This is a genomic window from Gammaproteobacteria bacterium, assembly GCA_030949385.1.
Taxonomy (GTDB): Bacteria; Pseudomonadota; Gammaproteobacteria; order JAUZRS01; family JAUZRS01; genus JAUZRS01.
Genome location: JAUZSP010000003.1, coordinates 427385 through 442919 on the forward strand (window position 1 = coordinate 427385; position 15535 = coordinate 442919).

Sequence of the window (15535 nt, forward strand, 5' to 3'; positions counted from 1 at the left end):
ATGGCTGATTTTTTCACTGATGCAACGCTTCGGCTCTGTTCGTGGCAGTCGGGTTATTTTTTATCCAAGATCGAGTGTGTTAATAACGCAGCGGGTCAGCAGGCTTTGGCTGATTTTATTACCGCTAAAAAAATAATAATATTGAGCGTGGTTTTTAACTTAATGGATGAGGAATTGAGCTTGGTAACGGTTCCTTATGTGGGGTTTTGGGAGCGGAAAAAACTCCATCAGCGCCGCTTAAAAAAAGAGTATGATGATGATTTTTTAACTGCTGTTCAGTTCCAGCAGCGTGAAATGAGTGGACGTAAGGATGCGCGTCTGTTGTTGCTGAGTTTGGGGCAAAAAGAGGCGTTGAAACGGTGTTTTCAGCAGCTCTCTGTTGCGGGAGTCCAACAGTTTAAGTTGCACAGTTTTGCCCTTGTTTGCCAAGAGTTGCTTGATGGAGCTGATGACTCGGAGCCGAATGTTTTACTGGTCAGCGAACACGGTGACAGTTTTCGGCAATCGTTTTTTGTGGAGAAAAAACTTTATTTTAGTCGTCTGTTGCGATTTGTGGAGCACGAACAGCGAGAAGAGCAGATCAAACGTGAGCTGAAAATAACCCGACAATTTTTATACTCTCGCAAATGGCTTGAGAGCGGTGATGCGTTGTCAGTGCAGGTTTTGGAGTGGCCTAAATTGGCGCAATTCGGTAAACAGGATCGTGACCCTCTCTATTTATGTGTTCCTGTTGTGTTGGCAAAAACAGCAACGCCAGACTACCGATTGGAAGCAAAAAGGGGCTGGCTGGAATATAAACCCTTTTTACGGTATGGCGTATTGTTGATGTTTTTATTGATGCCTCTTGGTGTTGTGGAGAGTGTGCTGTTAATGCAGGCAGGAGACTCTTTGGCGCTGAAAAATGCAGCGTTGCAAAAGAGTTTGCCCGCAGAGAAACGCATCGAGGGTGTTAATGGCGCTCAAATAAGAACATGGGTGCAACGCACCACGGCTTTAGTTGCAGAGAATGCGTATTCCAATGAGGCGCTTTTTTATAATTTGAGCCGCTTGTTGCAGCAGTTTCCCGCAGTGGCCGTTGATAAATTGGCTTGGCGTTGGTCAGAGCAAGAGGCCACAATTCAGTTCGATGGCAGGGTTTTGTCTTCGGAAGTGGTTCGTCAATCTGTTGAAGAGCAGTACCGTGATTTTTTACAGCGGTTAAAAACCCAGCTGAAATTTTCGGTGCGCGACAGCCATGGGAATAAGCGTTTACCTAAAGCCGGAGTGCTGGAGGTTGTGGATGCCGAGGCCATGGCAGAAAAAACAGTGTCGTTTTCTCTGCTGTTGAGTGCAGATCGTGATCGCCTTCAATAGGTTTTCTCAACTGGGTTTATTGCTGCCGTTTTGTCTGATGGCCGCTGTATTATGGCTGCTCTCTGGGAAAATATCCGATGCAGAAGGTCATTATCAAGAGGAGCGTGTTCAGCAGCGTGTGTTGTTGCATCAGCAGCAAGAACGGCGTGAAAATGCGGCTCTGCTGGATAAATATCAAGCTGAATTTAAGCGTTTTAAGCAGTTGGGCTATTTTTCAGAACATTCCCCAGAGTCTGTATTGGCCAGCCTAAAAACAGCCAGAGCGCAGTTTGATGAGGGGCTGGGATCATTGGATTATCATTTTTTATCTCCTGAGTTGTTGCCTGATCCGATGGAAAACACTCTGTCTGTTCAACGTTTGGGTTTGGAGGTCGTGTTTAGAACGGTTAATGAAGCTCACTTGTTTGATTTTATTGCTCTAATCAAACGTCAGAGTGGGGCGATATTTTCAGCGCAAAGCTGTGAAATGAGCCGTGCTGCTTTGATAGAAAAGCCTCGCTTGAAACTGCGGGTTGCCTGTCGATTTTATTGGCATTCACTGGTTTTAAAGGCAGTTGATGAAACATAGGCTGATTTTATTGTGGATATTAACGATGGGCAGTGACGGTGGTTTAATGGCAGAAGAAACACTTTATCCGATGTTTTTTCGAGAACCTGTCAAGCTGTTTTTAGATAAAAAAGTCAGTGTGCCAGTGGTGCAAAAACATTGGCCTAAAAAGGTGCGTTTAAACGGTTGTCTGTTGTCTGGATCTTATCAGGCTCTGTGGCTGAATGGCAGAGTGAGCTTTAAGGCTACCCCTGATAACAAGGTGTTGGTGGCTGAATCCGGTGACTGTTTTTTACAGCGCGGTGAGCAGAAAATTCAGGTAGGCGAGCGTTTTGTTTTGCCGTAGCGGTCGATGTTGAAGCCTCAATCTGGAGTGGTGCTGTTACTGATGGCCTTGATGTTATTGATCGCTTCGGCCACGTTTGCTCTGGCTCGTCTGCCGATCAGCAGCGGTTATTATCCGCTTGATGAGGAGAATGCGTTGGCAAAGGCCAAAACCCATCTGCTGGCGTATCTGATTGGCCATGAAGTAGGTAATTATCGTTTGCCGTTTCCTGATCGCAACGGTGATCCTCAGGGTTACGATGGCAGAGCCGATTGTGTCACCGTGAACCTCACTGCGGAACATCGTTTGGGGCGTTACCCTTGGTTGGGCGATGTTGATCCAGGCGGCTGTCAAAACCGTTCATTGGGCATCGAGTTTTATGATCCGGCTGGGGAACCTATTTGGTATGCGGTGGCTGAAGCGTTGCTGGAGCACAACGACTGTCAGAACCGTGCATGTCGTTGGTTGACTCTGTTGAATGAGCGCGGTGAGCTGATTTCTGATCGCATTGCCTTTCTATTGATCTCTGCGGGTAAGGTGGTGACGGGGCAGAATCGCAGCGCGGCTGCTCCAAACGCCAGTGCCTTTTTGGATCTCTATCAATCGGGTGGGCAGGTTGAATCCAATGCGGATTTTGATGAGGTGTTTATTCAAGCCGGAGTGGCTGAGGGGTTTAATGATCGGCTTGAATTTGTCACTGTTGATGAACTGCCAGTGGTTGTGCAAGCCGCCTTATTGCAATAGACCTACTAATTTAGTGGGATAATAAGCATTGAACTTTGTCGGCGTATCCACTATTTTTACGTCGACACGTGTCACTCATCAACTCAATTACGAGGTTTTACTCATGGCAACATACGAATGTTCAAAATGCGGTATGGCGGTTAATGCGACCTGTGCAAAATGCGATGCACCACTGGTTGATGGCAGTTTGAAATTGGATGACGGCAGCGAAGTGCAAATTTCCGAATGCCCTAACGGTCATGGCAAAATCAAATCACCCCTGTGCTGTGGTGAAGATATGAGCTGTAAAGTCGGCTAAGTTTGTTTCGGTCATTTCCGCTCAGACGGAAATCCATGCGTCGAAATGTGGATACCCGCTTTCGCGGGTATGACTCTGAATGACTTTTTGAACCCGCTTACCTCTCTTTCTCTTGTTTCTCCCTTGAAATTCTTCCGCTGCGCCTATATATCTTTTGCCTATCCGTTGTAAATCAACTTTTAAGGTGGACGCTTTTTTATGGCACAGGACAGAACCGCTCCAGAGACTCACTCGACATTTGAATGGCTGCGCAGTGAAGCAATTGATTCGCTGAATGTGGTGGTGGAAGAGTACCGGCATAAAAAAACCGGCGCGATGCACTACCATCTGCACGCGGACAACGACGAAAACGTCTTCTTGGTTGGGCTACGAACCGTGCCAACGGACTCCACTGGTGTGGCGCACATGTTGGAACACACCGCCCTTTGTGGCAGTGAAAAATACCCCGTGCGTGATCCCTTCTTTATGATGATCCGCCGTTCACTGAACACCTTTATGAACGCCTTCACCAGCTCGGACTGGACCGCCTATCCGTTTGCCAGCCAGAATCGTAAAGACTTTAACAACCTGCTGGATGTCTATCTGGATGCGGTCTTTTTCTCTCGTCTGGACGAACTTGATTTTGCTCAAGAAGGGCATCGGGTTGAATTTGAAGAAGCCAGCAATCCTGACAGTGATCTGGTCTACAAAGGGGTGGTGTTCAATGAGATGAAAGGCGCGATGAGCTCGCCGGTCAGTACCCTGTGGCAGACTGTGAGCAAACACCTTTTTCCCAGCACCACCTACCACTTCAACAGCGGCGGTGAACCTGAACGCATTCCTGATCTGAGTTACGAAGAGCTGAAAGCCTTTTATCGCGTTCATTATCACCCCTCTAACGCTATTTTCATGACCTACGGCGATATTTCAGCGGTGGAGCATCAGCGTAAATTTGAAGCGCAAGTGCTGCACCGTTTTGAACCTCTGGATGAAGAGATCAGTGTGGGTCTGGAACAGCGTTACCACGCGCCACTGGTGGTGGAAGAGAATTACGCCTTTGATGAGCCAGACAGCGAGAATAAAACCCACATCGTGCTGGGTTGGCTGCTGGGAGAGAGCATTGATCTGAAGGCGCAGATGAACGCGCACCTGCTTTCTGGGGTCTTGCTGGATGATGGTGCCTCGCCGTTGCGCCACGCGCTGGAGAGCTGTGACTTGGGCAGTGCGCCCTCGCCCCTCTGTGGTCTGGAAGAGTCTAATCGTGAAATGAGTTTTGTCTGCGGCATTGAAGGCTCTTCGCCTGAAAAAGCCGCCGAATTGGAGCAATTGGTGTTTCAGGTGCTGTTTGAGGTGGCGGAAAACGGTCTGCCGCAAGAACGAGTCGAAGCGGTTCTGCATCAGTTAGAGATGAGCCAACGAGAAGTGGGCGGCGGCAGCTACCCCTATGGTTTGCAACTGATTCTGGAGGGACTGTCCAGCGCCATTCATCGCGGTGATCCTGTGGCGGCGATGAACCTTGATCCGGTTTTGGCAAACCTGCGTGAGCAGATTCAAGATCCTGACTTTATCAAAGGCTTGGTGAAATCGCTTTTGCTGGAGAATCAACACCGTGTGCGTCTGAGCTTGAAACCCGATGCTGGTTTGAGTGCGCGCCGCGATGCGGCTGAAGCGGCGCGTTTGGCGCAGATCAAAGCGGCGATGAATGATGCAGAAAAACAGGCTGTGGTGGAGCAAGCCGCTGCACTGGAAGCGCGTCAGCAGATGAAAGACGACATGAGCATTTTGCCCAAAGTGGGGTTGGAAGATGTGCCGGTGGAGATCGCCACTCCAGTGGGTGAGGTGTGTTCGTGGGGCGAGCAGTCTGCGACTCTCTACCGGCAAGGTACCAACGGTTTGGTCTATCAGAAGGTGATTTTTGATCTGCCGCATTTAAGTCAAGAGCAGGTGCAACTGCTGCCCTATTACAGCAGTTGCCTGACTGAGCTGGGGGTGGGTGAGAACAGCTATTTAGAGACCCAAGCGCAGCAATCAAGCGTCAGCGGTGGCATCGGTTCCAATGCAGCGGTGAGCGGTGAGGTGGACGATGTAAACGCCATCAAGGGCTATTTCATGCTCTCTTCTAAGGCACTGAATCGTAACAATCGTGCTTTAGCAGAGCTGCTTTCCAGTACGGTGAAGCAGGCGCGTTTTGATGAGCTGGATCGCATTCGTGAACTGATCGCTCAAGATCGTACCCGTGCGGAGCGCAGCGTCACCGGTCAAGGCCACGCCTTGGCGATGATGGCGGCATCCAGCGGCCTTTCGGCCAGTGCGGCGCTGAGCCATCAACAGCGGGGTTTGGCGGGTATTCAGGCGCTCAAGGCCTTGGATGACAGCCTCAATGAGCGCGCCAACCTGGAAGCGTTGGCAGGGCAGTTTAAAACCTTGCACAGCGAGCTGACGGCGCAGCCACGGCAATTTTTGCTGGTGGCGGAAGCGGAGCAGATGGGGTCGTTGCAACACGAGGTGGCTGAGGTTTGGAATGCTGTAGATCTGCCATCAAAGGCAGCGAAACCCTTTTCTTTGCCCTTTGAGCCAAAGCAGGTGAAACAGATTTGGACCACAGGCACACAGGTGAACTTCTGTGCCAAAGCCTATCCGACGGTGGCGGTGGATCATCCTGATGCGCCTGCCTTGGGTGTCTTGGGCGGTTTCCTGCGCAACGGTTATTTGCATCGTGCCATTCGTGAGCAGGGCGGGGCGTACGGTGGCGGTGCCAGTCACGATCCGAGTGCAGCGGCGTTTCGTTTCTTCTCTTATCGTGACCCCCGTTTAGATGAGACTTTGGCCGATTTTGATAAGGCCGTTGAGTGGTTGTTAAACGAAGAGCATGGCGATGACGCGCTGGAAGAGGCGATTTTAGGCGTTATTGGCGGGCTGGATAAACCTTCTTCACCTTCTGGTGAAGCGAAAAAAGCCTTCCATCAAGCGTTGTTTGATCGCACCCCTGAGCAGCGCCAACGCTATCGTAACGGTGTTTTGCGGGTGAGCATTGCGGACTTACAACGGGTTGCAAAAACCTATCTAAAACCGGAGCTGGCCAGTGTGGCGGTGATCACCAGTGCGGCCAATGTGGAGCAATTTGGGGATCGTGGCATGACGGTGATGGCGCTCTAAATGGTCAAGCCGCATCTGGTTTTGCTGCACGGTTGGGGGTTGAACCGTGGTGTGTGGCAGAGTTTAATTCCAAGGTTGGAGTCGTTTTACCGCGTGACGGCTTTGGATCTGGCGGGGTTTGGCAGTGAGTCAGACCGTCCGGTGGCTGATCTGGAACAGATGGTCGAGCGTTTGGCAGAGCAGGTGAGCGAAAGCTCTGTCTGGCTCGGTTGGTCCTTGGGGGGAATGGTGGCGCTGCGTTTGGCGGCGCGTTTTCCGGCCAAGGTTTCCAAGCTGATTATGGTCGCGGCTTCGCCGCGTTTTGTCCAAGCTGAAAACTGGCCATCGGCCACCAAAGCAGAGGTGCTGGTGGGGTTTTCGAGTGCGTTGCGAGAAAATTTGTCCGTCACCTTGCAGCGTTTTTTGGCCTTGCAGGTGCGGGGCAGTGCCGACTCCAAAGCGGTGTTGAAGCAGCTCAAGGTGGCTTTGGCCGCAGGAGGTGCGGCTTCGGAGGCCAGTCTGTTGCTCGGTTTGCACATTTTAAACACGGCGGATCTGCGCAGCGATCTGCAACAGCTGAAACCGCCTTTGGCGGTTTTTTTAGGTGAGCGAGATGGTTTGGTACCGCAAGCGGTGGCCGAGTCCTTGTTGCAACTGCGCTCTGATTTACAAATTGAGCTGTTCCCCAACGCAGGTCATGCGCCTTTTCTGTCCCATCCTGAGCTGTTTACTGCCAAACTGAGGGCGTTTACCGATGGCTGAAGTTGAGTTGGATCGTCAGCAGATTCGCCGTTCGTTTGAGCGCGCAGCGGCAGGCTACGATAACGCGGCGGAGTTGCAACGTGAGGTCTGCGCCCATTTGCTGGAGCGATTGGGGTGGGTTCATTTTACTCCTAAGGTGGTGTTGGATCTTGGTACCGGTACGGGGCAAGGCACGGTCAGTTTGCGTAAGCAGTACCCCAAAGCGCAGCAGATTGCCTTGGATCTGTCAGAGGGCATGTTGAAACGGACTTCGAAGCGGGCGGGTTGGTTTCGAAAGCCGGGGCTGTTGTGCGCTGATGCGCGTCGTTTGCCGTTGGCAACTGACAGCGTTGATTTGATTTTTTCCAGCTTGACCCTTCAGTGGTGCAGCGAAGATCTCACCGGGCTGTTCAGTGAGTTTGCGCGGGTGTTGCGACCGGGCGGTCTGCTGATGTTCACCACGTTTGGGATGGATACGTTGCAAAATTTGCGACAGGCGTGGGCGCAGGTGGATGAGCAGGTGCATGTGAATCGTTTTGTGGACATGCACGACATCGGTGATGCGTTGTTGGCGGCGGGTTTTAAAGATCCGGTGATGGATGTGGAGCGTCATCAGCGTGAGTTTGAGAGTGTCACGGAATTGATGCGTTCCATCAAAGCGATGGGCGCGCACAACGTGGCTTCACAGCGAGCGCGAGGTCTGATGGGGCGGCAAAAACTGCAACGCCTGCAAGAGGCGTTTGTCTGCAATCAAGCGGGTCAGTTTGAAGCGGATTATGAGGTGGTGTTTGGCATGGGCTGGTTGCCGGAGGTGTCGCCGTTGAGTGGTTCGGTGGAGGTAATGGCTCCGTTGTAGGGTGGTAAGACATTCTTGTCGGCTCTGCTTCAGCTGGACTTGGTTCGGCGGTAGGTCAATGGGTGCAAGGCTTTTTGTACCAAGATCAGCTCAATCCGGTGGCTGAACTGGACGGCAACAACACCGTCATCAGCCAATTTATCTACGCCGATAAAGCCAATGTACCGGCCTACATGATCAAAGGCGGCATCCGCTATCGGATTATTTCCGATCAACTGGGCAGCCCGAGGTTGGTGATAAACAGCGCTACAGGTGACGTTGTGCAGCGGATCGACTACGATGTTTGGGGCAACATCAGCCAAGACAGCAATCCGGGTTTTCAACCCTTTGGATTTGCCGGAGGGATTTACGACCACGACACCCAACTGACCCGTTTTGGAGCCAGAGACTACGACGCTTGGAGTGGCCGCTGGACGAATAAAGACCCGATCCGATTTGGTGGTGGGGATGCTAATCTTTATGGGTATGTTTTGGGTGATCCGGTTGGTTTTATTGATCCTGATGGGTTGAATCCTGTAGCAGGAGCAATGGGGGGTGGTGCGATTGCTGGTCCTCCAGGTGCTGTAGTTGGTGCTGTAGTTGGTTTTGGCATAGGATTATTTATTGGCGATAAGATGTTTTCTAAAGGGGGACGGCAAAATGTGAGAGATACGGGGTTGATAGGAGTTCCTACAGATGTCATTAAAGATCGTCTTAAAAACCCTATAATAAGCAGTAAGGATAAAAAAAGATTAGAAAAAGAGTTAAAGGCTCGGGGCGAAAGAAACAAAGAAAAGAGGTGTAAATAGCTATGTGGTATTGTGCTCATGCTATATTTTATTTTGAGCTTAAAGTTGGAAATTCTGACTCTATTTTAGTTCATGAAAATGTGTATCTTATTCAGGCTGATGATGAAAAATATGCTATGGAAAAAGCATTAAATATAGCAAAAAGTAATGAGGATTTAAATGAAGGTGGTCATCTTGAATTAAATGAAAAGCCAGTTCGTTATTTATTTTCTGGAATAAGGAAATTAATAGAGGTTGGGAATCATGATAAATCTGATAGTAATGTTGTAGAAAGTGGTGTTGAAATTACTTATTCTGAATTTGAGGTTGATGATATGGCCGAAGTTGAAAATCTAGGAAAGGGTTGTTTTTCTAATGTTTTATATAGGGAATGAGAAGAAAGGTTAAAGAGCAAACCACCTTGGGCAGTGTTATAGGCAACAACAGCTACAACAATTTTGGAGAACTGGCCAACAGCCAAACAAGCTTCAACGCCCAGACCCTGTATCAAATCAGCCTAGACGAAGCCACAAAAGAGCGCGACAAACTGGGGCGAATCCGCTTTAAAACCGAAAACATCCAAGGTCAGATCAGCCAAAGTGAATACAGTTACGACTTAGCGGGGCGTTTGATCCGCGAGATCAAAGACGGCCTCAGCACCACCTACGGTTACGACCGCAACGGCAATCGAACTCACCTTAATGGCCAATTGATCGCCCATTACGACAATCAAGATCGGCTGTTGGATTACGCCGGAACCACCTACGGCTACAGCGCCAACGGAGAATTGCAAAGTAAAACTGAAAACGGCAGCACAACAAACTACCATTACGACCTGTTGGGCAATCTGATCCGCGTTACTCAAGCCAAGCAAACCATCGACTACTTCATCGACGGGCAAAATCGCAGAATGGGCAAAAAGCGCAACGGTCAATGGGTACAAGGCTTTTTGTACCAAGATCAGCTCAATCCGGTGGCTGAACTGGACGGCAACAACACCGTCATCAGCCAATTTATCTACGCCGATAAAGCCAATGTACCGGCCTACATGATCAAAAACGGCATCCGCTATCGGATTATTTCCGATCAACTGGGCAGCCCAAGGTTGGTGATCAACAGCGGCACAGGTGAAGTCGTCCAGCGGATCGACTACGATGTTTGGGGCAACATCAGCCAAGACAGCAACCCGGGTTTTCAACCCTTTGGATTTGCCGGAGGGATTTACGACCACGACACCCAACTGACCCGTTTTGGAGCCAGAGACTACGACGCTTGGAGTGGCCGCTGGACGAATAAAGACCCGATCCGATTTGGTGGTGGGGATGCTAATCTTTATGGGTATGTTTTGGGTGATCCGGTTGGTTTTATTGATCCTGATGGGTTGGTATGGCAGTACAGTCAAACGACAGGCCGGTTAACACATATCAATGGTAATCGGGCTGCTGTAAATATAGGGGATGGGTATTCTGGTAATGGTCAGGGATTAAATAATCCCAACATGCAAAATGTGCCAAATGTTGGGCCTATTCCGCAAGGTACGTATGACATTGGTCAGCAAGTAGATAGTCCTAATACAGGGCTAGGAGTTCTTCCATTGACTCCTCAGTCAAACGAAAACATGTATGGGAGAAGTGCTTTTCAAATACATGGAGATAATAGACGGGGGAATCAAAGTGCTTCACAGGGTTGCATGATTTTTGATCGAAACACTAGGAATAGAATCAACAATAGTGGTGATAATGTTCTGGTAGTTGTCCCATGATGTATATATATTTTGTAATTTTTATGAGCTATTTTTTTTCAACCTTTGCATTAGCTGAAACAGTTTCAAATTTTATTCTTCCCAGTGGGGTTGGTGTGGAAATTGTTGAGGTTGACTTTCAAAGAAATAATTTTACTGTTACTGGTTGTTTGTCAGGAAATGATGCCTGCCTGATTAATGGTAGAATTCCTTATGGAGTAGGTTTTGATTTTCCAAAGACATATGTGGAAAAAATCACTGTTTCATTCAAAGATTGTTCTTATGGGCTTAATGTAACGGATATGTATAATGCTTGGGGTGATCGCCAACTTGAATACCCTGGAGTGATTCGTTATTTTGGTGGGAAATGTTTTGATAATAAAAACTGCAAATTTAGGGGTGTTTTTTCTGATGCTTCCGTATCGTTTGTTGTTGAATGGTTTGTTGTTAATGGGGTGGAAACAAGGACTGTTATGACTAGCAGTAGTGATGTGGTAAATTTATTCAAGAAAAATATTGATCCACCAGAATTTGATTGATCACCATAGGTGAAATCACAAAAGAGCGCGACAAACTGGGGCGAATCCGCTTTAAAACCGAAAACATCCAAGGTCAGGTGAGCCAAAGTGAATACAGTTACGACTTAGCGGGGCGTTTGATCCGCGAGATCAAAGACGGCCTCAGCACCACCTACGGTTACGACAGCAACGGCAATCGAACCCACCTCAATGGCCAATTGATCGCCCATTACGACCCTCAAGATCGGCTGCTGGATTACGCAGGAACCACCTACGGCTACAGAGCCAACGGTGAATTGCAAAGCAAAACCGACAACGGCAGCACAACAAACTACCATTACGACCTGTTGGGCAATCTGATCCGCGTTGCTCAAGCCAATCAAACCATCGACTACCTCATCGACGGGCAAAATCGCAGAATGGGCAAAAAGCGCAACGGTCAATGGGTACAAGGCTTTTTGTACCAAGATCAGCTCAATCCGGTGGCGGAACTGGACGGCAACAACACCGTCGTCAGCCAATTTATCTACGCCGATAAAGCCAATGTACCGGCCTACATGATCAAAAACGGCATCCGCTATCGGATTATTTCCGATCAACTGGGCAGCCCGAGGTTGGTGATCAACAGCGCCACAGGTGACGTTGTGCAGCGGATCGACTACGATGTTTGGGGCAACATCAGCCAAGACAGCAACCCGGGTTTTCAACCCTTTGGATTTGCCGGAGGGATTTACGACCACGACACCCAACTGACCCGTTTTGGAGCCAGAGACTACGACGCTTGGAGTGGCCGCTGGACGAATAAAGACCCGATCCGATTTGGTGGTGGGGATGCTAATCTTTATGGGTATGTTTTGGGTGATCCTGTTGGTTTTATTGATCCTGATGGGTTGTGGATTTCTCAAGTGGTGGGAGCTACTGCTAATACTGGATTTGAAGGTTATAACCAATATCAATCAGGAAATTTTGATGCCGGTCGATTAGCTATGGCTGCTGTTACAGGGGCTTTAGGTGGCTTTGGCCAAACGGCTTTAAAAGCCATTGGATTTGGTGCTGCTGCTGGAGCAATAAACAGTGCTTACCAACAGTTGGATGGAAATAATTCTGGTTGCGGAGCTAATTTTGATTTATCACAAGTTGCTAGAAGTGCTGCTTATGGTGGCTCTGGTGGTTTTCTTGGATATGGTTTTGGTAAGATTGGGAACAATATTTACCGTCCAGTTGATACATATATTTATGAATTGTTGACTCCAAATTACGGTTCGCATGGTTCGCATGGTTCGGCTGTTGGGGCTGCTGTAGGAGCTAGTGTTGGAAATCAATAACTGGGTAGAATTTTTTCAGTATAGTATTTTTACATTGGGAGTGGTTTTTGTTTTATTTCCGATGGGGGTTAATTTTACTTATGCTGGAATTAAGTATTTTAAAAAATATAAATTTTCTAAGTTTCCTAATAGCATGGATAAATCTTTTGGTGAATATCCGCATGAGATGATTTTGATTGGCCTGTTTGCTTTGTCTTTCTCAATTTGGTATTTGTTTTTTGATGTGGATGGTGCGGGAGGAGGTAATTTGATCAATTTTTTAAGGGAGTCAAAGGAGTTTTTGGTGAAATAAATGATTATTCTACAATCCAAGCAGCGGCAAGCAGACGCAGTTGATCCTGCCCCGAGGCACCTTTGTCTATGGTTACACGCCCAGCAGTGGCCAACTGGAGAGCATTACCACGCCCAGCGGAGAGGTGTTGAGTTACGCTTATGACGGTATTTTAAACACCCGACAAACGTGGGCGGGCAGCATCAACGGTTCGGTGAGCAACACTTTTAATACCGACTTTGCCGTTGCCAGCCGCCAAGTGAACAACGCCTAGACCCTGTACCAAACCAGCCTAGACGAAGCCACAAAAGAGCGCGACAAACTGGGGCGAATCCGCTTTAAAACCGAAAACATCCAAGGTCAGGTGAGCCAAAGTGAATACAGTTACGACTTAGCGGGGCGTTTGATCCGCGAGATCAAAGACGGTATTGCACGGTTTCGTAGGGAGCACTAACCGAAGGGCAGTGCGCCGATAAAAACCAGCAGGAGCAAATCCCCCTCGATCCCCCTTTTTCAAAGTGGGAAGCCCAGATTTAATTATTGTCGCAAGACTTGGAAGGCACGTTCTGGTTTCCACGAAAGACCGTGGGAACCAGAGCAAGGGCGGAAAATGTTCCGCCCCTACCTAGCGTTCTTATTTCGTGCGTAACATCAGTTGTTCCTTGAGGCCATTAGGCCTTAAACCGTCGCAACCTCAAACTGTTACTGACCACAAACAGAGATGAAACGCTCATCGCAGCAGCGGCAATCATCGGGTTTAATAACCAGCCCGTCAGCGGAAAAAACAGCCCCGCTGCCAAGGGAATCAAAGCGACGTTGTAGGCGTACGCCCAGAAAAAATTATGCCGAATGGTTTTTAGGGTCTGCTGTGCCAGCTTGATCGCTTTGCTGATGCCGTGCAGTTGACCGGACATTAGAATCACATCGGCGGCTTCAATGGCGATGTCGGTACCCGTGCCGATGGCGATGCCCACCTCTGCTTGTGCCAGCGCCGGAGCGTCGTTGATGCCGTCACCGACAAAGGCCACTTTCGCTCCCGTTTGTTGCAGTCGTTTCACCTCACGGGCTTTGTCGGCGGGTAAGACATTGGCAATCACGCTGTCAATGCCCACCTGATCGGCCACCGCTTGAGCGGTGTGGGGATGATCGCCGGTCAGCAGCATCACCTTCAAGCCCCGCTCTTTTAGAGCTGCAACGGTGCTGCGGCTCTCCTCTTTGATTGGATCGGCCACCGCCAGCAGCCCAGCCAAAACACCATCGACGGCGATAAAAATCGGCGTGGCAGCGGCTTTGGCCTGCACCTCGGCCTCGGCGGCCAAGGGAGCCAGATCCAGCCCCAGCTTCAGCATCAGCCGTTCGGCACCGATCTCGATGTTATGCCCCTCCACCTCGGCACTGAGACCAAAGCCCACTTCAGCCTGAAACTGCGTGGCGGCGCTGAGGCTGAGGTTGCGTGCCTGCGCGGCGCTTACCACCGCTTTGGCAATGGGGTGTTCGCTTTGACTCTCGGCGCTGGCGGCCCACTGCAACAGCTGGTTTTCATCGCCGTGCAGGGCGATGATTTTCACCAGCTCGGGGAAACCTTTGGTGACGGTGCCGGTTTTATCCAGCACCACGGTGTCGATCTCCGCTAACGCCTCCAGCGCCGGGCCTTTGCGAAACAGCAGACCCAGCTCCGCCCCTTTGCCGGTGGCGACCATAATGGCCGTCGGTGTGGCCAACCCCATCGCACAGGGGCAGGCAATGACCAGTACAGAGACGGCGGCTACGAAAGCGTAGTTGAGGCTCGGTTCTGGCCCGATCAGCAACCAAGTGATAAAGGTGATGCTGGCCAGCAGCAAGACGATGGGGACAAACACAGCGGCGATTTTATCCGCCATCATCTGAATCGGCGGTTTGCCTGCCTGCGCCTCTTCCACCAAATGGATGATCTGCGCTAAAAGGGTGTTTTCACCCACCTGCTCGGCTTCGAAGTGCAGTGCGCCGCTCTGGTTGATCGTGCCGCCGATGAGCTTGTCACCGCTGTTTTTTTCCACCGCCAGCGGTTCACCGCTGATCATCGCTTCATCGACAAAGCTGCTGCCTTGCGTTACTTCGCCATCGACGGGGACGCGCTCGCCCGGTTTGACCAAGATCAGATCGCCCGTGCGTACCGACTCGATGGGAACGGATTCTGCCTCACCGTTGCGGATTACGGTGGCGGTTTTGGGTTGCAGCGCTACCAGCTTGCGGATGGCGCTGGAGGTACGGCCTTTGGCGGCACTTTCCAAGTATTTACCAAGCAAAATCAGGGTCACGATCACCGCCGCCGCTTCAAAATAGCTGTTGGCGGTACCGGCGGGAAAGAGCTGCGGTCAGCAGCAAGGCCAGCAGAGAATAAAAATACGCGGCGGAGCTGCCAAACATCACCAGCGTGTTCATTCCTGGGGCAAGCTGTTGCAGCTCGCTCCAGCCGTGACGGTAAAAACTGCGCCCAGCGCCAAACAGCACTGGCGTGGCGAGCAGCAGCTCCATCAGATGCCAGCCTCCTTGTGGCATCAACTCCAGCATGGCGTTGCTGAGGGCGGGGATGAACATCGGCCCCATGCTGATGAGGATCAGCGGCAGGGTGAAGAGCAGGGCAAACCGCAGCCGCTGTTTGAGGTTGTTCTGCTCGCGCTCTTGCAGGCTTTCGGTTGCGTTGTTCTCTTGTTCGGCTTCAATGGCCTGAAAGCCGAGTTTGTTGATGCGCGCATAGAGTTGCGCTGGGCTGACGGTTTCGGGTAGGTAGTTGATGCTGGCTTGCGCAGTACCGAGGTTGACTTGCGCTTTTATTACACCTGGCAGTTTGTTCAGCACGCGTTCAATGCGTCCGCTGCAGGCGGCGCAAGTCATGCCTTCGACGGCAAAACGAATTTCAGTTTGGCTCATGGCTGTTCCTCGTTGAATGGGGGCG

General features: G+C 50.3%; 17 protein-coding genes. 15 read left to right on the forward strand and 2 right to left on the reverse strand.

Going from position 1 to position 15535, the window contains the following annotated elements:
• From Q9O24_05775 to Q9O24_05845, 15 genes are all read left to right on the forward strand, one after another.
• Nucleotides 1-1353 carry a hypothetical protein gene (locus Q9O24_05775; GenBank protein MDQ7074657.1) on the forward strand — a complete coding sequence of 451 codons (1353 nt, stop codon included), beginning with the start codon at nucleotides 1-3 and terminating at the stop codon, nucleotides 1351-1353.
• The gene (locus tag Q9O24_05780) at nucleotides 1337-1921 is read left to right on the forward strand and encodes a hypothetical protein (protein MDQ7074658.1); all 585 of its coding nucleotides are present in this window, start codon (nucleotides 1337-1339) and stop codon (nucleotides 1919-1921) included. The genes Q9O24_05775 and Q9O24_05780 overlap by 17 nt, the downstream gene beginning before the upstream one ends.
• Nucleotides 1911-2246 (forward strand): hypothetical protein, encoded by a 336-nt coding sequence (locus Q9O24_05785; protein ID MDQ7074659.1) that lies wholly within the window; start codon nucleotides 1911-1913, stop codon nucleotides 2244-2246. Before Q9O24_05780 ends, Q9O24_05785 begins: the two co-directional genes overlap by 11 nt.
• Nucleotides 2247-2252: 6 nt before the next feature.
• Nucleotides 2253-2969, forward strand: coding sequence for a hypothetical protein (locus tag Q9O24_05790; protein MDQ7074660.1), 717 nt, complete (start codon nucleotides 2253-2255; stop codon nucleotides 2967-2969).
• Between the two features lie 103 nt (nucleotides 2970-3072).
• A complete protein-coding gene (locus Q9O24_05795; GenBank protein ID MDQ7074661.1) occupies nucleotides 3073-3267 on the forward strand; it encodes a hypothetical protein in 195 nt (64 codons plus the stop codon).
• Between the two features lie 198 nt (nucleotides 3268-3465).
• Nucleotides 3466-6402, forward strand: coding sequence for an insulinase family protein (locus Q9O24_05800; protein MDQ7074662.1), 2937 nt, complete (start codon nucleotides 3466-3468; stop codon nucleotides 6400-6402).
• Nucleotides 6403-7143 (forward strand): pimeloyl-ACP methyl ester esterase BioH, encoded by a 741-nt coding sequence (gene bioH / locus Q9O24_05805; GenBank protein MDQ7074663.1) that lies wholly within the window; start codon nucleotides 6403-6405, stop codon nucleotides 7141-7143.
• Nucleotides 7136-7978: a malonyl-ACP O-methyltransferase BioC gene (gene bioC, locus Q9O24_05810; GenBank protein MDQ7074664.1), complete on the forward strand. Its 843-nt coding sequence runs from the start codon at nucleotides 7136-7138 to the stop codon at nucleotides 7976-7978. Before bioH ends, bioC begins: the two co-directional genes overlap by 8 nt.
• Nucleotides 7979-8040: 62 nt before the next feature.
• Nucleotides 8041-8766 carry an RHS repeat-associated core domain-containing protein gene (locus tag Q9O24_05815; protein ID MDQ7074665.1) on the forward strand — a complete coding sequence of 242 codons (726 nt, stop codon included), beginning with the start codon at nucleotides 8041-8043 and terminating at the stop codon, nucleotides 8764-8766.
• A gap of 2 nt (nucleotides 8767-8768) precedes the next feature.
• Nucleotides 8769-9140 carry a DUF4288 domain-containing protein gene (locus Q9O24_05820; GenBank protein ID MDQ7074666.1) on the forward strand — a complete coding sequence of 124 codons (372 nt, stop codon included), beginning with the start codon at nucleotides 8769-8771 and terminating at the stop codon, nucleotides 9138-9140.
• A 26-nt stretch (nucleotides 9141-9166) separates the two neighbouring features.
• A complete protein-coding gene (locus tag Q9O24_05825; GenBank protein ID MDQ7074667.1) occupies nucleotides 9167-10507 on the forward strand; it encodes an RHS repeat-associated core domain-containing protein in 1341 nt (446 codons plus the stop codon).
• 23 nt (nucleotides 10508-10530) lie between these two features.
• Nucleotides 10531-11025: a hypothetical protein gene (locus Q9O24_05830; GenBank protein MDQ7074668.1), complete on the forward strand. Its 495-nt coding sequence runs from the start codon at nucleotides 10531-10533 to the stop codon at nucleotides 11023-11025.
• Entirely contained in the window at nucleotides 11022-12329 is a 1308-nt protein-coding gene (locus tag Q9O24_05835; GenBank protein MDQ7074669.1) for an RHS repeat-associated core domain-containing protein, read from the forward strand. The genes Q9O24_05830 and Q9O24_05835 overlap by 4 nt, the downstream gene beginning before the upstream one ends.
• Nucleotides 12316-12621, forward strand: coding sequence for a hypothetical protein (locus Q9O24_05840; GenBank protein ID MDQ7074670.1), 306 nt, complete (start codon nucleotides 12316-12318; stop codon nucleotides 12619-12621). The genes Q9O24_05835 and Q9O24_05840 overlap by 14 nt, the downstream gene beginning before the upstream one ends.
• 40 nt (nucleotides 12622-12661) lie before the next feature.
• On the forward strand, nucleotides 12662-12874 hold the full coding sequence (locus tag Q9O24_05845) for a hypothetical protein (GenBank protein ID MDQ7074671.1): 213 nt from the start codon (nucleotides 12662-12664) through the stop codon (nucleotides 12872-12874).
• Between the two features lie 397 nt (nucleotides 12875-13271).
• Here Q9O24_05845 and Q9O24_05850 read toward each other — a convergent pair whose 3' ends face one another.
• Both Q9O24_05850 and Q9O24_05855 read right to left on the reverse strand, forming a co-directional pair.
• Nucleotides 13272-14897: a copper-translocating P-type ATPase gene (locus Q9O24_05850; GenBank protein MDQ7074672.1), complete on the reverse strand. Its 1626-nt coding sequence runs from the start codon at nucleotides 14895-14897 to the stop codon at nucleotides 13272-13274.
• Nucleotides 14898-14913: 16 nt separating this feature from the next.
• Nucleotides 14914-15510 (reverse strand): cation transporter, encoded by a 597-nt coding sequence (locus Q9O24_05855; GenBank protein ID MDQ7074673.1) that lies wholly within the window; start codon nucleotides 15508-15510, stop codon nucleotides 14914-14916.
• Between the last annotated feature and the right edge of the window lie 25 nt (nucleotides 15511-15535).